Origin of the sequence: Kitasatospora sp. NPDC096147 (assembly GCF_044763225.1) — a bacterium.
Taxonomy (GTDB): domain Bacteria; phylum Actinomycetota; class Actinomycetes; order Streptomycetales; family Streptomycetaceae; genus Kitasatospora.
The window spans coordinates 86812-109062 of the sequence record NZ_JBIWFX010000011.1 but is presented as its reverse complement, the minus strand read 5'-3'; the positions used below and the strand labels follow the sequence as shown (position 1 = coordinate 109062).

The 22251-nt window shown below is 73.0% G+C and carries 18 protein-coding genes; 14 read left to right on the top strand and 4 right to left on the bottom strand.

Going from position 1 to position 22251, the window contains the following annotated elements; translation table 11 throughout:
* Nucleotides 1-24: 24 nt before the first annotated feature.
* From ACIRBX_RS28700 to ACIRBX_RS28680, 5 genes are all read left to right on the top strand, one after another.
* On the top strand, nt 25-1275 hold the full coding sequence (locus ACIRBX_RS28700; RefSeq protein WP_402300979.1) for a glycosyltransferase 87 family protein: 1251 nt from the start codon (nt 25-27) through the stop codon (nt 1273-1275).
* A 1-nt stretch (nt 1276) separates the two neighbouring features.
* A complete protein-coding gene (locus ACIRBX_RS28695; protein WP_402300977.1) occupies nt 1277-2893 on the top strand; it encodes a DUF2079 domain-containing protein in 1617 nt (538 codons plus the stop codon).
* A 248-nt stretch (nt 2894-3141) separates the two neighbouring features.
* Nucleotides 3142-4620, top strand: a complete 1479-nt coding sequence (locus tag ACIRBX_RS28690; RefSeq protein WP_402300975.1) for an amino acid permease — start codon at nt 3142-3144, stop codon at nt 4618-4620.
* Between the two features lie 233 nt (nt 4621-4853).
* On the top strand, nt 4854-6167 hold the full coding sequence (locus ACIRBX_RS28685) for a hypothetical protein (RefSeq protein ID WP_402300973.1): 1314 nt from the start codon (nt 4854-4856) through the stop codon (nt 6165-6167).
* 82 nt (nt 6168-6249) lie between these two features.
* On the top strand, nt 6250-7779 hold the full coding sequence (locus ACIRBX_RS28680) for a N,N-dimethylformamidase beta subunit family domain-containing protein (protein ID WP_402300971.1): 1530 nt from the start codon (nt 6250-6252) through the stop codon (nt 7777-7779).
* Between the two features lie 16 nt (nt 7780-7795).
* On the opposite strand, the gene ACIRBX_RS28675 is transcribed toward ACIRBX_RS28680, so the two are convergent.
* The 4 genes from ACIRBX_RS28675 to ACIRBX_RS28660 form a co-directional block, all read right to left on the bottom strand.
* The gene (locus ACIRBX_RS28675) at nt 7796-9460 is read right to left on the bottom strand and encodes a penicillin-binding transpeptidase domain-containing protein (protein WP_402300968.1); all 1665 of its coding nucleotides are present in this window, start codon (nt 9458-9460) and stop codon (nt 7796-7798) included.
* 125 nt (nt 9461-9585) lie between these two features.
* On the bottom strand, nt 9586-11421 hold the full coding sequence (locus ACIRBX_RS28670) for a dolichyl-phosphate-mannose--protein mannosyltransferase (protein ID WP_402300966.1): 1836 nt from the start codon (nt 11419-11421) through the stop codon (nt 9586-9588).
* Between the two features lie 208 nt (nt 11422-11629).
* On the bottom strand, nt 11630-12064 hold the full coding sequence (locus ACIRBX_RS28665) for a YdeI/OmpD-associated family protein (RefSeq protein ID WP_402300963.1): 435 nt from the start codon (nt 12062-12064) through the stop codon (nt 11630-11632).
* Between the two features lie 75 nt (nt 12065-12139).
* Complete coding sequence (locus ACIRBX_RS28660; protein WP_402300961.1) at nt 12140-12553, bottom strand: VOC family protein; 414 nt, start codon at nt 12551-12553, stop codon at nt 12140-12142.
* Nucleotides 12554-12671: 118 nt separating this feature from the next.
* On the opposite strand from ACIRBX_RS28660, the gene rsmI reads away from it, so the two are divergent.
* The 9 genes from rsmI (at nt 12672) to ACIRBX_RS28615 (ending at nt 22135) form a co-directional block, all read left to right on the top strand.
* Entirely contained in the window at nt 12672-13520 is an 849-nt protein-coding gene (gene rsmI / locus ACIRBX_RS28655) for a 16S rRNA (cytidine(1402)-2'-O)-methyltransferase (protein ID WP_402300959.1), read from the top strand.
* Nucleotides 13521-13780: 260 nt separating this feature from the next.
* Nucleotides 13781-14191, top strand: coding sequence for a hypothetical protein (locus tag ACIRBX_RS28650; RefSeq protein ID WP_402300957.1), 411 nt, complete (start codon nt 13781-13783; stop codon nt 14189-14191).
* 85 nt (nt 14192-14276) lie between these two features.
* On the top strand, nt 14277-15896 hold the full coding sequence (gene metG, locus ACIRBX_RS28645) for a methionine--tRNA ligase (RefSeq protein WP_402300954.1): 1620 nt from the start codon (nt 14277-14279) through the stop codon (nt 15894-15896).
* Entirely contained in the window at nt 15896-16765 is an 870-nt protein-coding gene (locus ACIRBX_RS28640) for a TatD family hydrolase (protein WP_402300953.1), read from the top strand. Before metG ends, ACIRBX_RS28640 begins: the two co-directional genes overlap by 1 nt.
* A 28-nt stretch (nt 16766-16793) precedes the next feature.
* Complete coding sequence (locus tag ACIRBX_RS28635; protein WP_402300951.1) at nt 16794-17360, top strand: Uma2 family endonuclease; 567 nt, start codon at nt 16794-16796, stop codon at nt 17358-17360.
* Between the two features lie 16 nt (nt 17361-17376).
* Entirely contained in the window at nt 17377-18261 is an 885-nt protein-coding gene (rsmA, locus tag ACIRBX_RS28630) for a 16S rRNA (adenine(1518)-N(6)/adenine(1519)-N(6))-dimethyltransferase RsmA (RefSeq protein WP_402300949.1), read from the top strand.
* Nucleotides 18261-19181, top strand: a complete 921-nt coding sequence (locus tag ACIRBX_RS28625; RefSeq protein ID WP_402300946.1) for a 4-(cytidine 5'-diphospho)-2-C-methyl-D-erythritol kinase — start codon at nt 18261-18263, stop codon at nt 19179-19181. Before rsmA ends, ACIRBX_RS28625 begins: the two co-directional genes overlap by 1 nt.
* A 79-nt stretch (nt 19182-19260) precedes the next feature.
* On the top strand, nt 19261-20250 hold the full coding sequence (locus ACIRBX_RS28620; protein WP_402300943.1) for an aldo/keto reductase: 990 nt from the start codon (nt 19261-19263) through the stop codon (nt 20248-20250).
* Nucleotides 20251-20332: 82 nt separating this feature from the next.
* The gene (locus tag ACIRBX_RS28615) at nt 20333-22135 is read left to right on the top strand and encodes an ABC-F family ATP-binding cassette domain-containing protein (RefSeq protein WP_402300941.1); all 1803 of its coding nucleotides are present in this window, start codon (nt 20333-20335) and stop codon (nt 22133-22135) included.
* The last annotated feature ends 116 nt before the right edge of the window (nt 22136-22251 follow it).

The window sequence follows — 22251 nt, the reverse complement described above, 5'->3', positions numbered from 1 at the left end:
GTCGTCCGAGGGTTGCGGGCCCGCGTGGCTGACCGGGGGGCTCGGACGACGCTCGGCCCCGCGCTCTGCGGCGCGGTGGTGCTGCTCTCCGCCTTCGCGGTGGTGCGCCACCTGCACGGCTTCAACATGGTGGACATGCTGGTCTACCGGGCCGAGGGCGAGGCGGTGGCCGACGGGCGGGACCTCTACGCGATGCGGCTGCCGGGCTGGGACCTGGCGGCCACCTACCCGCCGTTCGCGGCGATGCTGTTCGTGCCGGCCGGCTGGTTCGACGTCTCGCTGCTGCGGGTGCTGGTCACCCTGGCCAACGTCGCGCTGCTGGCCCTGCTGGTGCACCTCTCCTTCAAGCTGGTCGGCTGGCCCCGCCGGGTGGACCGCCCGGCCGCACTGCTGCTGGCCACCGGCGCCGGGGTCTTCCTGGAGCCCGTCTACACCACCTTCCAGTACGGCCAGATCAACCTGCTGATCGCCTGTCTGGTGCTCTGGGACCTCACCCGCTCCGACGCGCACCGCCTCAAGGGCGTCGGGATCGGCCTGGCGATGGGCATCAAGCTCACCCCCGGCGTCTTCGCCGTCTACCTGCTGCTGACCGGACGGATCCGGGCCGCGCTGGTCTCCGGCGGGGTGTTCGCCGGCACCGTGCTGCTCGGCGGGGCGGTCCTGCCCACCGACTCCTTCGGCTTCTGGACCGAACACCTCTGGGACTCCCGCCGGGTGGGGATCACCGAACTGGTGGACAACCAGTCGGTGCGCGGGATGGTCGCCCGGCTGCTCTCCACCAACCAGCCCGGGACGGTCGGCCTGCTGGCCGGCGCGCTGGTCGCGGTGGCCGGCTTCACGATCGCCGTGCTGGCCGCCCGGTCCACCCGGATGCTGCGCCGGGCCGAGGCCTGGGGCGTGCTCACCGTCGCGCTGACCGGGGTGCTGATCTCGCCGATCAGCTGGAGCCACCACTGGATCTGGTGCGTCCCGCTGCTGGTGCTGCTCGGCGCCGAGGCGGCCCAGGAGTCGGCCCGCGCGCTGGCCTGGCGGGAGCGCCGCTGGGCCTGGCTGCTCGGCGGCACCGCCCTGGTCTTCTTCTCGCATACCCTGTGGGTCGTGCCCAAACGCAGCGGTCTCGGCATCGAGCCGTACTGGCAGCCGCTGGCCTCGCCGTACCCGCTGCTCGGTCTCGCGGTCCTCGTCGTCACGGCGGTCCGGCTGCACCGCCGACTGCGCCGCCCCGCCGGGCTGCCGGGCACCACCGCCGTACCCGTGCTGACCGAGCAGAGCTGACGTGACCTCACCCGCCGTGCGCCCCGCGCCCGCCACCACCCCGTCCGCCGCCGTACCCGCCGCCGCCCCGTGGTGGCGGGACGCCCGGTACCGGGGCCCGGCCACCGCGCTCGGCGCCTTCCTGGTGCTGCTGGCGATCGGGATGCAGCAGTGGAGCTCGGTGCAGCTCGGCGGGTTCGACCTGGGGATCTTCGACCAGGGGGTGCGCGGCTACGCGCACTTCGGGCTGCCGGTCTCCTCGCTGAAGAGCTACCACCACGAGTTCCCGCCCGGCTTCTCGCTGCTGGGCGACCACTTCTCCCCGGTGCTGGCGCTGCTCGCCCCGCTGTACTGGATCTGGGACGACCCGCGCTCGCTGATCCTCGGTCAGGCGCTGCTGTTCGCCGCCGGGGTGCCGCTGGCCCGGCGGATCACCGCGCGCTGCTTCGCCGCCGCCGACCCGGGCACCGCACGCCGTGCGGTCGACCTGGCCGGCCTGGTCTACGGCCTGGGCTGGCCGCTGCTGGTCGCCTCGCGCGGCGGCTTCCACGAGGTGGCCTTCGCCGCCCCGCTGACCCTGCTGATGTTCGAGCGCGGCCAGGCCCGCCGGTACGGCGGCGTGCTGCTGGCGGCGGTGCTGCTCTGCTGCGTCAAGGAGGACCTCGGCCTGGTGGTCGGCGCCTACGGGCTGGTGCTGGTCCTGCGCGCCCGGCGGGCCGGGGACGACCGGCCCGGGCTGCTCACCGGCCTGGGCCTGTTGGTGGCCGGGCCGCTGGTGGCCGCGCTGACGGTCGCGGTGCTGATCCCGGCGATGGGCGGCGAGCCCGGCTACTACTGGAACTACGCCGCGCTCGGCACCGACGGCGGCGACGCGGTGCGCAACGTGCTGGGAGATCCGCTGCTGCTGGTGCGGGCCGCCTTCGACGCCCCGCTCAAGCCGCTGCTGCTGCTCTGGCTGCTCGGCACCACGCTGGCCCTGCCCCTGCGCTCGGCCACCCTGCTCTGCGCGGTGCCGCTGCTGGCCGAGCGGATCCTCTCCGCCAACCCCAACCACTGGTCGATCGCCCGGCACTACGACGTCTTCCTCTGGCCGATCCTGTTCACCGCCACCGTCGAGGTGCTCGGCCGGCTCTGCGTCGAGGGTGCCCCCACGGCCCGCCGGTACCGCCGGCTGGGTGCGGCGGCGGCCGGGCTCTCGCTGGCCCTGGCGCTGCCGTTCGGGGTGGCCCAGCTGGCCCTGCCGTTCGCCTGGCAGGCCAAGCCCAGCGAGGCGGCCCTGCTGCGCGGCGCCGCGCTGGTCCCTGACGGTGCGTCGGTCGAGGCGGACAACCAGGTCGCGCCCCGGCTCACCGCGCGCACCGACGTGGTGCTGGTGGACGGCACGCCGCGCGGCCGGGAGTACGTGCTGATGCGCTCGGACAAGCGGGCCTTCCCGTTCGCCACCGACACCGAGCAGGCGGCCCGGATCGCGCTGCTGGAGGCGAACGGCTACCGGCGGATCTGGTCCGAGGGCGGTGCGGTGCTGCTGCACCGGACGGGGGGTCAGCCGGTGCCCGGCGAGTCGGTGCCCGGGCCGGACAGCAAGCCGGTCCAGGACGTGGTCCCGTCCGACGTGGGGCACAACCTGTTCCGCGGCTGACACCGGGTCAGTCGGGGGTTAGCGCCGAACGGGCGAGTGCGCCGCGTGCGCTCTGTCCGGTTTGTCGGTTGATATGTGACGATCCGTACAAGGCGGACCCCGTCTCACACCGTTTGCGTGACTGGTGCGCTTCCGGGGTACTGTCCCATCTTTGTTCGGTTGGTCCGGATTGCCGCCCCCACAGCGGTCCCACAGCCTCCGGAGCAGCCGCCTAGGACACCCTCCCCCGCCTAGAAGGAACCACCGCCTTGAGCACCACGGGCACCGACCTGTTCCGCAAGAAGCCGGTAGCGACACTGATCGCCGAGAGCGGCGCCGCCGACGCACCGCCGCCCGGCGCCCCGGAGGAGGGTGGCCGGTCCGGCATCCACCTCAAGCGCTCCATCGGCCTCTGGCAGCTCTCCTCGATCGGCATCGGCGCCACCGTCGGCACCGGCATCTTCTTCGTGCTCAGCGAGGCGGTGCCGAAGGCCGGCCCGGCGGTGATCCTCTCCTTCGTGATCGCCGCGGTCACGGCCGGCCTGACCGCGCTCTGCTACGCCGAGCTGGCCTCCGCCATCCCGGTCTCCGGCTCCTCGTACTCCTACGCCTACGCCACCCTCGGCGAGGTGGTGGCGTTCGGCGTCGGCGTCTGCCTGCTGCTGGAGTACGGGGTCTCGGCCTCGGCGATCGCGGTCAGCTGGGGCGAGTACCTGAACGAGTTCTTCGACCTGGCCTTCGGCTTCCGACTGCCCGACTGGATGGCCAACCCGCCCGGTGACGGCGGGGTGTTCAACCTGCCGGCCGTCATCCTGGTCGCGATGGTGGTCTTCCTGCTGATGCGCGGGGCCAGCGAGTCGGCCAAGGTGAACGCGGCGATGGTGGCGATCAAGCTGGTCATCCTGGTGCTGTTCGTCGTGGTCGGCCTGACCGGCTTCCAGTCCGGCAACCTCGACCCCTTCATGCCGCTCGGCTTCGGCGGGGTCGCCACCGCGGCCTCCACCATCTTCTTCTCCTTCATCGGCCTGGACGCCGTCTCCACCGCCGGCGAGGAGGTCAAGAACCCGCGCCGCACCCTGCCGCTGGCGATCATCATCTCGCTGGTGGTGGTCACCCTGATCTACATCGGCGTGGCGATCGCCGCCGTCGGAGCGCAGCCCTGGGGCGAGTTCGAGGGCCAGAAGGCCGGCCTGGCGCAGATCCTGGAGGACGTCACCGGGCAGACCTGGCCGGCCATGATGTTCGCGGCCGGCGCGGTGATCTCGATCTTCTCCATCACCCTGGTGGTGATCTACGGCCAGACCCGCATCCTGTTCTCGATGGGCCGCGACGGCATGCTGCCGAAGAAGTTCGCCGAGCTCTCGCCGCGCACCGGCACCCCGGTCTGGAACACCCTGGTGGTCGGCGCCGCCGTGGCGCTGCTGGCCGCGTTCGTGCCGATCGACATCCTGGCCAACCTGACCAGCCTGGGCACCCTGGTCGCGTTCTCCGTGGTCAGCGTGGGCGTGCTCATCCTGCGCCGCACCCAGCCCGACCTGCCGCGCGGCTTCAAGGTGCCGGGCTACCCGGTGCTGCCGGTGCTCTCGCTGGTCAGCTGCGCCTACCTCATCTACGAGCTGCCGGGCGTCACGCACCTGTTCTTCGCCATCGCGCTGGCGCTGGCGGCGGTCGTCTACTTCACCTACAGCGTCAAGCACTCCAAGCTGCGCCACCCGGAGGGCGAGCCGACCGGCACCCGACGGTCCTGAGGGCGGGCACCCGGGGCGGGGCGCCGCCGACCTGCGGCCCCGCGCCCCGGGCCGACCCGCCCCAGGCCGACCCGCTCCGGCCCGTCCGCCGCCGGGCCCGCCCGGGGGAGCCGCACGGCCCCGCGCCGTCGGCCGCCACCCGGCCGGGACCGGCCGACGGCCCCGCCACACCTCCACCAAACCGTTGTCCCTTCCACGGCGGAAGGGCCCGGCCGACCCCCTAACCTTCCTGCATGGCCACCACGCGATCACCCGAGATACCCGAGCAGGCGCTCTGCGCCCTGCCCGAGACCGGGCGCTCCGTGCTGGCCGGAGGCCGGATACCCAGCCAGCGAACGGCCCGCCCGGCCCGGCGCAGCCTGCTCCGCCGCCGCCCGGTCCAGGTGCTCGGCTGCCTGGGCGCGGCGGGTTGGGCGGCGGCTTTCCCGCTGGTGTCGGACCTGTCGAACCAGGTCTTCTGGGGCTCAGTCGCCGCCCCCGCCTACCTGCTGGCCGCCGTGCTGCTGCTGGCCGTGCCGGGGCGGCGCGGGGCCAGGGCGGCGGCGGCCGTCGCCCTGATCGGTGCGGTCCTGGTGCCCTTGGTGCTGCTGGTGCTGACGGGGCGTCACCAGTCCGAGGTGATGGTGGTGGAGCGCTCGGCCCGGCTGCTGCTGGCGACCGGCAGCCCGTACCTGCCGCACCCGGTCACCGTCACCGACTACGACCCGTACCTCCCGGCGATGGCGCTGTACGGCCTGCCGCGCGCCCTGCTCGGCACCGGTGACCCGGTCTCCCTCCTGCTCGGCGACGCCCGGATCTGGTTCGCCGCCACCTTCCTGCTCTGCCTGCTGGCCTGCCGACGGCTGCTCCGCCCGAGCCGGGGCGGGGCCGCCCTGCTGCCGCTGGCCGCGCTGACCGCCTCGCCGCTGATCGCGCTGGCGCTGGCGGTCGGCGGGGTGGACCTGCCGCTGATCGGGCTCTGCTGCCTGGCCATGGCGCTGGCCGCCCGGGGCCGGGCCGTCCCGGCCGGGCTGGTGCTGGCGCTGGCCTGCACCCTCAAGTGGACCGCCTGGCCCGCGCTGCCGGTGGCCGCCCTGCTGCTCTGGCGGCTGTACGGGCGGCGCCCGGCGGCCCGGGCCACCCTCACCGCACTGGCCGGCGGGGCCGCCGTGGTGCTGCCCTACCTGCTGACGGTGCCCCAGGTGCTGCGCGAGCAGGTGGTCCGCTTCCCGCTCGGGATGACCGGCATCCGCACCCCGGCGGGCAGCCCGCTGCCCGGCAAGATCCTGGCCGGCTTCGGCCCGATCGGGCACACCATCTCGCTCTCCATGCTCTGTCTGGGCGCCTTCGGGGTGGCGGTCTGGCTGCTGGCCTACCCGCCCACCTCGGCGGTGCACGCCTGCGACGTGTTGGCGGTCGGCCTGGCGGTGGCCTTCGCGCTGGCCCCGGCCGGGCGGTTCGGGTACCTGGCGCTGCCGGCCGTGCTGGTGGTCTGGCCCCGGCTGGCCGCCGTGCCGCGCCGCCGACCGGACCGGCTGACCACCATCCTGACGGGCGTTCAGCTCTGAGCCGTGCCCGGCTCCGAGCCGTGCCCGGTCCCGGCCCGCGTGCCTGCGTCACCCCGGCCCGACACTGCGGGACGATACGGACATGTCGTACCCGACCGGACGCCGCCGCTTCCTCGGACTGGCCGCCGCCACCCTCGGACTGACGGCCTGTGGGGCCACCGCCGCGAGCGCCCCGGCCCCCGAGCCGACCGGCCCGGATCCCGCGCCCGCGCCCTCCCCTTCTCCGAGTGCCGTCCAGGACGAGAACTCCCGCCCCGGGGACGCCGACTGGGCGATCACCGACCCCGGCCCGCCGGAGGCGGTGCAGGGCTACGCCGACCGGGTCGGCGTGCTCCCCGGCGAGTCGTTCGGCCTGTACGTCTCCACCACCGACCCCGGCTTCACCGTCTCCGCCTACCGGATGGGCTGGTACGGCGGCGCCCGGGCCCGGCTGGTCTGGCGCTCCGGGCGGCTGCCCGGCACCCGGCAGCCGGCCGCCGTCACCGACCCGCGCACCCGCACCGTCCGGGCGCCCTGGGAGCGCACCACCACGGTGGACACCACCGGCTGGCCGGAGGGCAGTTACCTGCTCCGGCTGGACGCCGACACCGGCCGCCGCTTCGTCCCGCTCACCGTCCGCTCCCGCAGCACCGCCGGACGGACCGTCATCGTGAACGCGGTGGCCACCTGGCAGGCGTACAACGAGTGGGGCGGCCACAGCCTCTACAACGGGCCGACCGGCGGCTACCGCACCCGCGCGCTGGAGGTGAGCTTCGACCGGCCGTACCACTACGACGACGGCGCCGGGCTGTTCCTGGTCTACGAGGCCCCGCTGATCGCGCTGGCCGAGCGGATCGGCCTGCCGCTCGCCTACACCACCGGCCCGGACCTGGCCCGTGATCCGGCGCTGCTGCGCGGTGCCACCGCCGTGCTCTCCCCCGGCCACGACGAGTACTGGTCCGACGAGCAGCGCCGGCACGTCACCGCCGCCCGGGAGGCCGGTACCAACCTGGCCTTCCTGGGCGCCAACTGCTGCTACCGCCGGGTGCGGTACGAGCCCTCGCCGCTGGGCGAGGACCGCACGGTGGTCTGCTGGAAGAGCGACTACCGGGACGACCCGGGCTTCCGCGCGGGCCGGCCGGCCACCTGCGACTTCCGGGCGGGGCCGGGCGCCGATCCGGAGAGCACGCTGCTCGGGGTGATGTACGACGGCTACCCGGTGGACGCCCCGTACGTGGTGAGCAACCCCGGCCACTGGCTGCTGGCGGGGACCGGGGCGAAGGAGGGCGACTCCTTCCCGCACCTGGTCGGGGTGGAGTACGACCGGGTGCTGCCCGAGTGGCCGACGCCCGGGCCGATCGAGCTGGTCTCGCACTCCCCGGTGGTCTGCGAGGGCCGCGGCTCGTACGCCGACTCGGCCTACTGGACCGCGCCGAGCGGAGCGGCGGTGTTCGCCAGCGGGACGATGCGCTGGGTGGAGGCGCTGGACGCGAACGGGCCGGGCGGCGGCCGGGCCGACCACGGGATGGACCACCGGGCCGGCACCTTCACCCGTCAGGTCACCGAGAACCTGCTGCGGGCCTTCGCGGCCGGCCCGGCGGGCCCCGCACACCCGGTGCGGAGCCCGCTCTGACGGAGCGTCGGGCGGGTCAGCCGTTGCCGAGCTTGAGCACGGCGGCCGCGGCCGGTCCGGCGGCAGCCGCACCGTGGCCGCCGCCACCGACCTCGGCGGCCACCGCGAGGTTGCCCCGGTAGGCGGTGAACCAGCTGTTGTCGTCCGTCTGGCCGTCCACCTGGGCGGTGCCGGTCTTGGCGCCCGCGTTGGCGGTGATGCCGGCCATCACCTTGGCGGCGGTGCCCTGGGTGGCCGTCAGGTTCATCATCTGGCGCAGGCCGGTCAGGGTGGCCGGCGAGAGGGTCTTGGCGGCGGTCTGCTGCTCGTAACCCGGCACCACGATCGGCTGCTTGAAGACGCCGCTCTGCACCGTCGCGGAGACCGAGGCCATGGTCAGCGCGTTCATGGTGATCTTGCCCTGGCCGATCATCTGGGCGGCCCGCTCGGTCGCGCCGCCGGGCACCGGGGCGCTGGCCGGGGCGAGCGGGAGGCCGGTCTTCCAGGTCGGGCCGATGCCGAAGGCGTCCCGGGCCAGCTCCTCCATCTGACCGTTCTTCAGGAGGTCCTGGCCCTTCTGGATCATGGCGGTGTTGCAGGACTGGGCGAAGTCCTGGGAGAGCTTGTAGTCCAGGTGGTCGCCCTCGAAGTCGTTCTTGAAGGTCCGGCCGGAGACGTTCAGGGTGGCCGGGCAGGGCACCACGTCGTCCGGCTTGGCGCCGGCCTCCAGGAAGGCGGCGGCCGAGACCACCTTCATGGTCGAGCCGGGGGCGATGGCGGCCAGGAAGGCGCGGTTCTGGCCGGTGGCCGGGGCGTTGGCGATGGCCAGCACGTTCCCGGTGCTGGGCTCGATGGCCACCAGCGAGGCGGCCAGCCGTCCGTTGTCGGACGCGGCCTGGACGGCCTTCTCGGCCTCGGCCTGGAGGGTCGCGTCCAGGGTCACCTTGGCGGCCGGGCCGGGCTTGGGCTCGGTGATGGCGAACAGCGTCTCCTGGGAGCCGTTCGCCTTGGTGATCACCACACCGCTGCCGGCGGCGGCCGGGTCCACCTCGGCCGGCTTGATGTTGGCCAGCATGGCGTTCAGGGTGGGCGAGTTGAGCTTCTTCCCCTTGCGGTCCACCACCCCGGTGGGCTTGGCGCTGATCGGCTTGATGTCCGGGAACTCGCCCTGCTTCAGCTTGGGGTTGAGCACGCTCGACGCCCAGCGGACGGCCGCCTTGCCGTCGCTCATCTTCACCAGGCTGAGCCGGCCGTCGTAGGTCCAGGCGGTGCTGGTCCCGGCGAACTCGACCTTCGCCTTGAAGGTCAGCGGCACGCTGTTCGGGTCGGCGGCGGGCGCCGAGGCGGACGCGGAGGCGGATGCCGAGGCGGCGGGGGAGGGCGCGGCGGTCGGCGCCCCGCCCGGGGTCAGGGTGACCGCGCTCGGCTTCAACCGGTCCTGGAAGTTGCGCAGTTCGGTCTGGGCGGTGTCCGGCTTGTCGGTGAGCTTCCCGGCGGCCTCGAAGTCACCCTTGGCCCAGGCCTCCAGGAACTCCTTGGCCCCGGCCGCCGCCAGGTCGGCGGAGGGGGCCTCGGCCACCACCGTGCGCACCTTGGGCGTCTCCGCCTTGCTGCCGTCCGAGACGGAGTCGTAGATGTTGTAGGCGCCCAGCCCGGCCACGCCGACGACGCCGGCGCAGACGACGCCGATCCCTATCTTCACGCCCGTGTGCATGGTGGTCTTCCCCCGTTGGTCATGACAGGTCCACCCCACCATAAGCACAGGTCAACCACGCTCCCGTGACCGACGGGGCGGTTGTGACAGACCTGGTACGGAGTGTCGGACCGTCAGATCCAGGTGTTGAACCACATCCGGCCGCGCCAGTCCTCCATCGGGATGGTCTGCCCGGTGAAGATCGGCAGGAAGTAGAGGAAGTTCCACATCACCAGCAGCACGATCACTCCGGCCGCCGTGCCGCCGATCAGCCGGCGGTCCCGGCTCGCGGTGGCTGGCCCGATCAGCGCGCCGAGCATCATGGTCACCGCCAGCACCAGGTACGGGACGAAGACCACCGCGTAGAACAGGAAGATCGTCCGCTCCTGGTACATGAACCAGGGCAGGTACCCCGCCGCCAGCGCGCACAGGATCGCGCCGGCCCGCCAGTCCCGGCGGACCAGCCAGCGGTACAGGCAGTAGAGGATCGCGGCGATGCCGGCCCACCAGAGCAGCGGCGTGCCGATGCCGAGCACCTCGGAGGCGCACTCGCTGACCTTGCAGCCGGACTGGCCCTGCTTGGGGGACTCGTAGAAGAACGAGACCGGGCGGCCGACCAGCAGCCAGCTCCACGGGTTGGACTGGTAGGTGTGCGGGCTGGTCAGGTGGGTGTGGAAGTCCCACATGGTCGCGTGGTAGTGCCAGAGGCTGCGCAGCGACTCCGGCATCCAGCTCATGTCGAACTGGAAGGGCATCTTCAGGCCGCCCACGGAGTCCGGGGACAGCCCGGCCCGGCCGCCCGCCCAGTCCCGCCCGTAGCCACGGTCGGAGAGGAACCAGCCGGTCCAGCTGGAGAGGTAGACCGCGATCGAGATCACCAGCAGCGCCGGTCCCCAGATCAGCCCGTCCCAGAAGGCGCCGGCCAGAGGGGCCTTGGTACCGATCGTCTTCCGGGTGCCGTAGTCCCAGCAGAGCCCCAGCAGGAAGAACGAGAACAGGATGACCAGACCGCTCCACTTGGTGCCCAGGGTCAGCCCGAGGCACACCCCCGCCGCCAGCCGGTACGGCCGCCAGCCGAGGCTGAACCACTCCCCGGACGGCAGGTCACCCCGTTCGATCCGACGGGCGAGCAGACCCCGGGTGCGGTCCCGGTCCAGCAGCAGGAACCCGAAGGCGGCCAGGCACCAGAACATCACCACCAGGTCGAGCAGTGCCGACCGGCTCATCACGAAGTGCAGGCCGTCCACCGCGAGCAGCAGCCCGGCCACGCAGCCCAGCAGGGTGGAGCGGAACAGCCGCCGCCCGATCCGGGCGATCATCAGCACCGAGAGGGTGCCGAGCACGGCCATCGCGAACCGCCAGCCGAACGGGTTCATCCCGAACAGCTGCTCGCCGATCCCGATGATCCACTTCCCGACCGGCGGGTGGACGATGTACGCCGGGTCCGGGCGGAACGGGATCGACTGCTGCGGCGAGAGGATCTTGCCGTTGGAGTCGTCCGGCCAGCTGGTCTCGTAGCCCGCCTCCCAGAGCGAGTACGCGTCCTTGGCGTAGTAGGTCTCGTCGAAGATCAGCGAGCGCGGGGTGTCCAGCCCGGAGAACCGCAGCACCCCGGCGAACACCGCCACCGCGATCGGGCCGAGCCAGCCGGACCACCGACACAGCCAGGACCAGAGCGCGTCCGGCAGCCGGACGCCGAGCGTGAGCAGCACGGGGGAGGGCGGCACCCGACGGGGCGTCACCTTCGGTCCGTCCGGCATCGGCGGCACCAGCCGCTCGGCCACCGAGGACGGCTCCGCCGCCCGGTGTCCCAGCCGCTCCAGTGCCCGCCGCCAGCCCGACGTCGCCTCGTCGCCGTCCCTGGGGCCCGGCACAGCCACCGCCTCGTCCAGCAGCGCCACCGCGCCCGCCTCCGAGTGGTCTACGCCAACCGGTCCCTCGGGACCCTTCTCGCCGCTCACCCGCCACATCGTAGGGGTGCCCCCCTCCAAGGCAATGGCCCGCCGCAAAGCTGCCCGTTTCGTCACCAAATGAGGACGAGGCTCCCGGCAGGACCCCGAAGGTCGGGCCACCCGGCGGCCCGGGGCCGCAGGTCCCACCCGCAGGTCCCACCCGTGGGGGCCGCCCGCACCCGGCGCGGGGCCGGGCCCCGGGGGCTTCCGCCGAGCTGACGGGCGGTCAGCCGCGCAGGGAGGCGACGGCCTTCTCGATCCGGCGCTGCCGGGTCTCCGGCTTCTTCGCGCCCTCGACCGCACGCACGTGCTCGCGCTTGCGGCTGTCGGTGAGCAGCTCGTACGCGGCCCGGGCGGCGGGCTCCGCGTCCAGTGCCTCGGCGAGGTCGGCCGGCAGCTCGACCACCCGGGGCTCGGTGTCGAGCTCCACCTGCACCTCGACCCGCTCGCCGATCTCCACCCCGGCCGCCCGCCGGTTGGCGTTGCTCAGCCCGAGCAGGTGGCGCCCGCGCAGGATCGCCACCCGGCTGCGCCAGGAGTGCCCCTCCACCGTGATCACCACCGGCGGCCGGGCACCCCCGCCGAGCGCCGCCACCACCTCGGGCGGCACCTCCAGTCCGTGCATCGGCTCGGGGGGTTCGACGGTGGCGAGGAACTTCACGTCTGCACTCCTGACGGGGTCGGCCTGACGCGGGGTCAGGCCCGGCGAGGGCGGGGCGGGGTGAGGGCGGCAGGGCTACTCGGCGTACGGCTGGTCGGCGCCCTGGGCGCTGTAGCCCAGGCTCCAGACGTAGCCGTCCGGGTCGGCGAAGGTGCCGCCGTAGCCGCCCCAGGGCAGGGCGCCGGCCGGCTTGAGGACGGTGGCGCCGGCCTTCGCGGCCTCGGCCATCACCTCGTCGACCCGGGCCTCGCTGCGCACCACGTAGGTCAGCACCAGGCCGCTGAAGCCGCTGCCCTCCGCCGAGGTGCCGACCAGGTCGGCCAGGCCCTCGCGACCGTAGAAGCCGACCGGCGAGGCGCCGTCCGACTCGAAGAACACCGAGATGCCGAAGTCGTTCTTGATCTTCCAGCCGAGGCCCTCGGTGTAGAACTCCTTGGCCCGGTCGAGGTCGCGGACACCGAGCAGGATCGAGCTGACGTGAGCCTTCATGACGCTTCTCCTTGGTGAGGGGCCGTGCTGCCTTCCGTGGTCCTCACGCTACGGGCGACCCGGCCACCTGTGCTTCTCCATTCCTGACCGCTCTCCCCGGGTCTGGGAGGATGGGCGGGTGACTGGCGTACTGGTGCTTGCAGGGACCCCCATCGGCGACGTGGCGGACGCGCCGCCCCGGCTGCTGACCGAGCTCGGCTCGGCCGACGTGATCGCGGCCGAGGACACCCGGCGGCTGCGCCGGCTGACCCAGGCGCTCGGCGTGGAGCCGACCGGGCGGGTGGTCTCCTACTTCGAGGGGAACGAGGTCGGCCGCACCCCCGAGCTGGTGGAGGCGCTGAAGAACGGCGCCCGGGTGCTGCTGGTGACGGACGCCGGGATGCCCTCGGTCTCCGACCCCGGCTACCGGCTGGTGGACGCGGCGGTGGCGGCCGGCATCAAGGTGACGGCGGTGCCCGGCCCCTCGGCGGTGCTGACCGCGCTGGCCCTCTCCGGCCTGCCGGTGGACCGCTTCACCTTCGAGGGCTTCCTGCCCCGGAAGAACGGCGACCGGGCCCGCACGCTGGCCGAGCTCAAGGCCGAGCCGCGCACCATGGTCTTCTTCGAGGCCCCGCACCGGATCGCCGAGGCGCTGACCGCGATGGCCGAGGCGCTCGGCGCGGACCGCCCGGCGGCGGTCTGCCGGGAGCTCACCAAGACCTACGAGGAGGTCAAGCGCGGCCCGCTGGCCGAGCTGGCCGCCTGGGCCGCGGACGGCGTCCGGGGCGAGATCACCGTGGTGGTGGCGGGCGCCCCGCCGGCCCCGCCGCAGGAGCACACCCCGGCCGAGCTGGCCCGGCTGGTGGCCCTCCGGGAGGAGGCGGCCGGGGAGCGCCGCAAGGAGGCGATCGCCTCGGTGGCGGCCGAGCTCGGGCTGCCCAAGCGGGAGGTCTTCGACGCCGTGGTGGCCGCCAAACACGCCGGTTGAACAGTGGCTCCGGAACGCGCCGGGGGGCGCGTGAAAGGCGCGTGAAAGGCGGCTGAGCAGGGGGGTTCCCGGGCGCGTACCTTGGAGGGAGTACCGCGTAAAGCCAAGGCTCGTTGAAGCTTTCACCCGCTTGTCGTACAAGGCTTCCCAATTCGACGCCAAGGTTCGGAAAGCCGGTTGGCGGAGCGTGGGCCCCGGGCATTCCCTGGGATGGAAAGACCCGAGCCGGGCGAGCGCCCGGCGGGCGCTGGGAGACGGCCATGAGCGACACGATCGGCACCCCGACCACCACCCCGGCCAACACGCCGTCCGGCATGCACACCCCCGTGGAGACCGTCCACGAGGCGTACTCCTTCGCCTGCCTCAGCTGTGGCTACGGCTGGGAGCAGGGGTACCGGATCGAGCACCACACCGCCCGAGACGGCCACACCGTGATCGAGTACCACGCCAACGGCGTCCGGGTGCCCTCCCCGCTGCTCAAGCCGACCTGCCCCGGCTGCGGCGGCCACACCGTCCGGATCATGCGCGAGGGCCGGGTCTCCGCCGCCGAGCACAACCGGCACTCCTCGCCCGGCTACGCCTCGCACGCCGAGCCCGACAGCCCGGTCACCCGGCTCCCGCACCGCTCCTTCCGGACCTGGCTGCGCTCGCTCTTCGGCCGCGCAGCCTGACCCACCGGAGCCCACCTCCCGCCCGGAACCACCCCCGGCCTTAACCAGTCGAGGGTGGTTCCTTCGCGCCGCTAAGATTTCGGCCATGGCGGCCACTGCAGAGCACAGCACCACCGAGGCACCGAACTCGGCCTACTACGTCACCACCCCGATCTACTACGTGAACGATCGCCCGCACCTGGGCCACGCGTACACCACCGTCGCCGGGGACGTCCTCACCCGCTGGCACCGCCAGCGCGGCGAGAAGGTGTGGTACCTGACCGGTACCGACGAGCACGGCCAGAAGATCATGCGGACGGCGGACGCCAACGGCGTGACCCCGCAGGAGTGGTGCGATCGGCTGGTCGAGCAGGAGTGGAAGCCGCTCTGGCAGCACCTGAACATCGCCAACGACGACTTCATCCGCACCACCCAGAAGCGCCACACCGACCGGGTCCAGGAATTCGTCCAGGACCTGTTCGACAAGGGCGAGATCTACAAGGGCGGCTACTCCGGCCCGTACTGCGTGGGCTGCGAGGAGTACAAGCTGCCCGGCGAGCTGCTGCCCGGCGCCACCGAGGACGAGAAGCTCTGCCCGGTGCACAAGCGCCCGGTCGAGTGGCTGGAGGAGGAGAACTACTTCTTCCGGCTCTCCGCCTACGGCCCGCAGCTGCTGGAGTTCTACGCGGCCAACCCGGACTTCATCCAGCCGGCCTCGGCCCGCAACGAGGTGCTCCGCTTCGTCGAGCAGGACCTCAAGGACCTCTCGATCTCCCGCTCCACCTTCAACTGGGGCGTCCCGCTGCCCTGGGACGAGAAGCACGTCCTCTACGTCTGGGTGGACGCCCTCCAGAACTACATCACCGCCGCCGGCTACGGCTCCGACCCGGAGCGGTTCGCCGAGCTCTGGCCCGCCTCGGTGCACCTGGTCGGCAAGGACATCCTGCGCTTCCACGCGGTGATCTGGCCGGCCATGCTGATGGCCGCCGGGCTGCCGCTGCCCAAGCGGGTGGTCGCCAACGGCTGGCTGATGGTCGGCGGCGAGAAGATGTCGAAGTCGAACCTGACCGGCATCGCGCCGCAGGACCTCACCTCGCACTTCGGCGTGGACGCCTACCGCTACTACTTCCTGCGGGCCATCCCGTTCGGCACCGACGGTTCGTTCTCCTGGGAGGACTTCTCCGCCCGGTACACCTCCGAGCTGGCCAACGACTTCGGCAACCTGGCCTCCCGGGTGGCGGCCATGGTCGGCAAGTACTTCGACGGCAAGCTGCCCGCCGCCACGGCGGCCGGTGAGGACGAAGCCGCCGTCGCGGCAGGGCTGGTGACGGCCACTCAGCTCGCCGACCGCAAGATCGGCGAGGAGCTGGACTTCGCGGGCGGCATCGCGGCCGTCTTCGACTTCATCAAGCAGGTCAACGGCTACCTCACCGAGCAGGAGCCGTGGAAGGTGGCCAAGGACGCCTCGGAGGAGGGCCAGGCGCGCCTGGCCACCATCCTGTACACCGCCGCCGAGGCGCTGCGGGCCACCGCCGTGCTGCTCAACCCGCTGATGCCGGTCTCCGCCCAGAAGCTGTGGGACTCGCTCGGCGCGGAGGAGTCGCTCGGTGCGCTCGGTGCGCAGACCATCGCCACCGTCGCGGACTGGGGCCGGCTGCCCGCCGGGGCCACCGTGACCAAGGGCGACATCCTGTTCCCCCGCCTGGAAGAGAAGCCCGCAGCCTGATGGCCGACGACCGCTCGACCCCGCCGCCGCTGCCGGCACCGCTCGCGGTGCCGGTGGCCGACTCGCACACCCACCTGGACATGCAGTCCGGCACCCCCGCCGAGGGGCTGGCCAAGGCCGCCTCGGTCGGGGTGACCACGGTCGTGCAGGTCGGCTGCGACGTGCCCGGCTCCCGCTGGGCCGCCGAGCTGGCGGCGGAGTTCGAGCAGGTCCACGCGGCCGTCGCGCTGCACCCCAACGAGGCGCCCCGCCTCGTCCTCGGCGATCCCGACGGGTGGTCCGGCCAGCGCCGGGCCCCCGGCGGGTCCCCCGCCCTGGAAGCCGCGCTGGCCGAGATCGACGCGCTGGCCGCCCACCCGCAGGTGCTCGCGGTCGGCGAGACCGGCCTCGACTACTTCCGCACCGGCCCGGAGGGCGTGGACATCCAGAAGGAGTCCTTCCGCCGCCACATCGAGATCGCCAAGCGTCACGGCAAGGCGCTCGTCATCCACGACCGGGACGCCCACGAGGACGTCATCGCCGTCCTGCTGGAGGAGGGCGCCCCCGAGCGGACCGTCTTCCACTGCTACTCCGGCGACGCGGCGATGGCCAAGGTCTGCGCCGAGCACGGCTGGTACCTCTCCTTCGCCGGGCCGGTCACCTTCAAGGCCAACCAGCCCCTGCGCGACGCCCTGGCCGTCACCCCCCTCGACCGCGTCCTGATCGAGACCGACGCCCCCTTCCTCACCCCCCACCCCTACCGGGGCCGCCCCAACGCCCCGTACCTCATCCCGGTGACCCTCCGCTCGATGGCCGACACCCTCGGCCTGCACGAGGACGAACTCGCCACCGCCATCGCCGCCAACACGGCCCGCGCCTTCGGCTACTGAGCCGGGCGTTCCGGCCTAGGCTCGGCTCGTGATCGACGAATGGATGGAGTCCCCGTCCCGTGGGTGGACGTACCACCAGGTCGCGGAAGTCGACGTTCCGTTCGACTGGGACCTGGTGGACGGCGTGGTCACGCCTCGGGCCCGCACCGACTTCTGGCACGACGTGGTTCGGGACGCCTTGGCGGAGGCGCTGCACCGGGTGAGGCCGACGCCCTTCACGGTGACGCACCCGACGACGGTGCTGCTCGACCCCCACAATGTCGTCAGGCCCGATGCCGTGGTCTTCGACCCGGCCGGACTGGACGTCTTCGCCCTGGAGGGTCTTCCGCCGACGGCGATCGTGCTGCTGGTCGAGGTGGTGACGCCCAGCTCACGGGCCAACGATCGGTTCCGTAAGCCGGGGCAGTACGCAGAAGCGGGCATTCCGTTCTACTGGCGGGTGGAGCGCGGTGAGGACGACCTTCCGGTGGTGCACGAGTTCCACCGGGATGAGGCCCAGGGCGTCTACCTGCCGGTCGCCGTGCACGAGGGCCTGCTCCGGGCGGAGCTGCCGTTCGCCGTCGAGATCGATCTGAAGCAGGTCGTGGAGCTCTGACCCTTATCCTTGCCGGGTGAGCAGCACCGAAGAACCCACCACCCCCGACAGCCACCTCCTGGGCGCCTCCGACATCCGGGAGCTGGCCGCCACGCTGGGTGTGAAGCCGACCAAGCAGCGCGGGCAGAACTTCGTCATCGACGGGAACACCGTGCGGCGGATCGTCCGGGCGGGCGGGGTGACGGCCGAGGACGCGGTGGTGGAGGTCGGGCCGGGGCTCGGGTCACTGACGCTGGCGCTGCTGGAGGTGGCGGAGCACGTCACGGCGGTGGAGATCGACCCGCTGCTGGCGCAGCACCTGCCGACCACGATCGCGGCCCGGATGCCGGAGCGGGCGGGCCGCTTCGACCTGGTGCTGAGCGACGCGATGGAGGTCACCGAGCTGCCGGGCCCGCCGCCCACCGCGCTGGTGGCCAACCTGCCGTACAACGTGGCCGTGCCGGTGCTGCTGCACATGCTGGCCACCTTCCCGAGCATCGAGCGCACCCTGGTGATGGTGCAGAGCGAGGTCGCCGACCGCCTCGCCGCCAAGCCGGGGAACAAGGTCTACGGCGTCCCGTCCGTGAAGGCCAACTGGTACGCGGACGTGAAGCGGGCCGGTGCGATCGGGCGGAACGTCTTCTGGCCCGCGCCGAACGTCGACTCCGGGCTGGTCTCGCTGATCCGCCGCGAGCCGCCGAAGACCACCGCCACCCGGCAGGAGGTGTTCGCCGTGGTGGACGCCGCCTTCGCGCAGCGCCGCAAGACCCTGCGGGCCGCGCTGGCCGGCTGGGCCGGCTCGCCGGCCGCCGCCGAGGAGGCGCTGCGCGGGGCGGGGATCGACCACACCCTGCGCGGCGAGATGCTGACGGTGGAACAGTTCGCGGCGATCGCCGAGCACAAGCCGAAGGGCGACAGCTGATGGTCACCGTCCGGGTCCCCGCCAAGGTCAACGTGCAGCTGGGCGTGGGCGGTCTGCGCCCGGACGGCTTCCACGACCTGGCCAACGTGTTCTTCGCGGTCGCCCTCGGCGACCTGGTGACGGCCCGTCAGGGCGAGGGCGTCACGCTGACCTGCGAGGGCCCCGGCTCGGACCAGGTGCCGCTGGACGACAGCAACCTCGCCGCCCGGGCCGCGTACGCGCTGGCCGCCCACCACGGCATCGAGGCGAACGTCGCGCTGCACATCGAGAAGGCCATCCCGGTGGCCGGCGGGATGGCCGGCGGCAGCGCCGACGGGGCCGCCGCGCTGGTCGCCTGCGACGCGCTGTGGGAGCTGGGCACCCCTGCCGAGGTGCTGCACGGGCTGGCCGCCGAGCTGGGCTCGGACGTGCCGTTCGCGCTGCTCGGCGGGGTGGCGCTGGGCCGGGGCCGGGGCGAGATCCTGACCCCGCTGCCGGTCGAGGGCACCTTCCACTGGGTGTTCGCGGTGGCCGACGGCGGGCTCTCCACCCCGGCGGTCTACCGCGAGTGCGACCGCCTCCGGGCCGAGGCCGGCACCGGGTACACATCCGAGGAACTACCGGACCCCGACGCCGACCCGGCGCTGCTCGCCGCGCTGGCGGCCGGTGACCCGATACTGCTCGCCGACGCACTGGCCAACGACCTCCAGGCCGCCGCCGTCTCGCTCCGCCCCTCGCTGGCCGACACCCTGCGGGCCGGCACGGCGGCGGGCGCGCTGGCCGCGCTGGTCTCCGGCTCCGGCCCGACCACCGCCTTCCTGGCCAAGGACGCCGAGGCGGCCGAGGGCATCGCCCGGGCCCTGCGCGAGTCCGGCACCTGCCGGGCCGCGCACGTCACGTACGGCCCGGTGCCGGGGGCGGCGGTCCGGACCTCCGCTTGACCTGGAGCGCGCTCCAGCTCCCAGACTCCTCTGCACGGGCCCGTAGCTGACGGGCCGTGAGAACGGGGAGAGCTCCGCCATGCGCTACCGCACCATCGGCACCGATCCGCAGCACCGCCGTGAGGTCAGCGTGCTCAGCCTGGGCGCGATGCTGTTCGGCACCCGCACCGACGAGGCCACCGCCTTCGCGGTGCTGGACCGCTTCGTGGAGGCCGGCGGCACCTTCGTCGACACCGCCAACAACTACGCCTACTGGCTGGACGACAGCCGGGGCGGTGCCAGCGAGCAGGTGCTCGGCAACTGGCGGCGCAGCCGGGGGATCACCGACGAGGTGGTGATCGCCACCAAGCTGGGTGCCCGCCCGAAGGCGGTCGGCACCGGCTACGTGGAGAACCGCGAGGGCCTGTCGGCGGCGGCGATCCGGCGGGAGGCGGAGGAGAGCCGGCAGCGGCTCGGGGTGGAGAAGCTGGACCTGCTCTACGCCCACGTGCAGGACCCGGCGGTGGAGCTCGCCGAGACGGTCGGCGCGTTCGGCGCCCTGGTGGCCGAGGGCACCGTCGGCCTGCTGGGGGTCAGCAACCACTGGTCCTGGCAGGTCGAGCGGGCCCGGCAGCTGGCGGCCCGGGACGGCCTGGCCGGGTACGAGGTGCTCCAGTACAGCCACAGCTACTTCCGCCGCCGGGCCGACCGGCCGAGCCCGCTCTCGCCGGACGGCGACGCCGGGGTGGTGGTCGGCGACCTGCTCTCGTACGTGCGGGCCAACCCGGAGCTGGCGATGGTCGCGTACTCGCCGCTGCTCGGCGGCAGCTACGGCAATGAGACGGCCAAGCCGCTGGACCCGGCCTTCGACCACGCGGGCACCCGGGCCCGCAGCGCGGAGCTGGACCGGGTGGCCAAGGAGACCGGCGCCACCCACAACCAGGTGGTGCTGGCCTGGCTGCTCGGCGGCGAGGTGCCGGTGATCCCGCTGACCGGGGCCTCCTCGGTGGCCCAGCTGGACGAGAGCCTGGCCGCCCTCGACCTGGAGCTGACGGAGGATCAGCGGGCCCGGCTGGACGCCGCGCACTGAGGGCCCCGACGGCCGCTCGACTAGGCTGGACAGGTCCCGGGGGCGTACTCCGGGACTGTCCCTAGCTCAGGAGCGCGCAGCAGTGGCCGTCAACCTCGCCACCATCGAGTCCGTCAGCAAGGTCTACGGCACCCGGGCCCTGCTCGACGGGGTCAGCCTCGGCGTCAGCGAGGGTGACCGGATCGGCGTCGTCGGCCGCAACGGTGACGGCAAGACCACCCTGATCCGGATGCTGGCCAAGCTGGAGGAGCCGGACAGCGGCCGGATCACCCACTCCGGCGGCCTGCAGATGGCGGTGCTCACCCAGCACGACTCGCTGGACCCGAAGGCCACCATCCGGCACGAGGTGATCGCCGACCGGGCCGACCACGAGTGGCTCGGCGACGCCCGCATCCGCGACATCATCCAGGGCCTGTTCGGCGGCCTGGACCTGCCCGGCTTCGCGGACGGCCTGGACACCGTGATCGGCCCGCTCTCCGGTGGCGAGCGCCGCCGGATCGCGCTGGCCCAGCTGCTGCTCGGCGAGCACGACCTGATCGTCCTCGACGAGCCCACCAACCACCTGGACGTCGAGGGCATCGCCTGGCTCGCCCAGCACCTGCAGAACCGGCGCTCCGCGCTGGTCTGCGTGACCCACGACCGGTGGTTCCTGGACCAGGTCTGCACCCGGATGTGGGACGTCCAGCGCGGCGAGGTCCGCGAGTACGAGGGCGGCTACTCCGACTACGTCTTCGCCCGCGCCGAGCGCTCCCGGATCGAGGCGACCGAGGAGCAGAAGCGGCAGAACCTGGCCCGCAAGGAGCTGGCCTGGCTGCGCCGCGGCGCCCCGGCCCGGACCTCCAAGCCGCGCTACCGGATCGAGGCGGCCAACGCCCTGATCGCCGACGTGCCGGAGCCCCGGGACAAGAGCGAACTGATGAAGTTCGCCAACGCCCGCCTGGGCCGCACGGTCTTCGAGCTGGAGAACGTCACCGTCAAGGCTGGCCCCAAGCTGCTGCTGGAGAACCTCACCTGGAACCTCGGCCCGGGCGAGCGGATCGGCCTGCTGGGCGTCAACGGCGCCGGCAAGACCTCGCTGCTGCGCGCCATGCAGGCCGCCCACGCCAGCCAGGGCGACGTGCAGCCCGCCTCCGGCGTGATCAAGGTCGGCAAGACGGTGCGGCTGGCGTACCTCTCGCAGGAGATCGCCGAGCTGGACCCGGCCACCCGGGTGCTCCAGGCCGTCGAGCAGATCCGCGGGCGGGTCGACCTCGGCAAGGGCCGGGAGATGAGTGCCGGTCAGCTCTGCGAGCAGTTCGGCTTCGGCAAGGACAAGCAGTGGACGCCGGTCGGCGACCTGTCGGGCGGTGAGCGGCGGCGGCTCCAGCTGCTCCGGCTGCTGATGGACGAGCCCAACGTGCTCTTCCTGGACGAGCCCACCAACGACCTGGACATCGAGACCCTCAACCAGCTGGAGGACCTGCTCGACGGCTGGCCCGGCTCGATGATCGTGATCTCGCACGACCGGTTCTTCATCGAGCGCACCACCGACACCGTGCACGCGCTGCTCGGTGACCAGCGGCTGCGGATGCTCCCCAACGGCGTGGACGAGTACCTGGAGCGGCGCACCCGGATGGCCGAGCAGGCCGCCGCGGCCTCGGCCGTCCAGGCCCCGGTCGCCGCCGCCAAGCCGGCGGGGGACACCCGGGCGGCCAAGAAGGAGATGCAGAAGCTGGAGCGCCAGATCTCCAAGCTGGACCAGCAGGAGTCCAAGCTGCACACCCAACTGGCCGACAACGCCGCCGACTTCTCCAAGGTCGCCGAGCTGGACGCGCAGCTGCGCAAGGTCCGCGAGGAGAAGGAGGAGCTGGAGATGGCCTGGCTGGAGCTGGCCGAAGAGGTCTGAGCAGGGAGCCGCGCCGAGGCGCGGGTACCGAGGGCGGCCCACCGGCAACCGGCCCACCGTCAGCCGACCCACCGTCAGCCGGTGGCACGTGCTGCCGTTCCCCCGCGCGCGGTTCC

Excerpts from the sequence above, each read along its gene's own strand:
- ACIRBX_RS28685 (WP_402300973.1), top strand. The coding sequence starts at position 4,854 with ATGGCCACCACGCGATCACCCGAGATACCCGAGCAGGCGCTCTGCGCC.
- ACIRBX_RS28680 (WP_402300971.1), top strand. The coding sequence starts at position 6,250 with ATGTCGTACCCGACCGGACGCCGCCGCTTCCTCGGACTGGCCGCCGCC.
- ACIRBX_RS28670 (WP_402300966.1), bottom strand. The coding sequence starts at position 11,421 with ATGTGGCGGGTGAGCGGCGAGAAGGGTCCCGAGGGACCGGTTGGCGTA.
- ACIRBX_RS28660 (WP_402300961.1), bottom strand. The coding sequence starts at position 12,553 with ATGAAGGCTCACGTCAGCTCGATCCTGCTCGGTGTCCGCGACCTCGAC.
- ACIRBX_RS28650 (WP_402300957.1), top strand. The coding sequence starts at position 13,781 with ATGAGCGACACGATCGGCACCCCGACCACCACCCCGGCCAACACGCCG.
- metG (WP_402300954.1), top strand. The coding sequence starts at position 14,277 with ATGGCGGCCACTGCAGAGCACAGCACCACCGAGGCACCGAACTCGGCC.
- ACIRBX_RS28640 (WP_402300953.1), top strand. The coding sequence starts at position 15,896 with ATGGCCGACGACCGCTCGACCCCGCCGCCGCTGCCGGCACCGCTCGCG.
- ACIRBX_RS28625 (WP_402300946.1), top strand. The coding sequence starts at position 18,261 with ATGGTCACCGTCCGGGTCCCCGCCAAGGTCAACGTGCAGCTGGGCGTG.
- ACIRBX_RS28620 (WP_402300943.1), top strand. The coding sequence starts at position 19,261 with ATGCGCTACCGCACCATCGGCACCGATCCGCAGCACCGCCGTGAGGTC.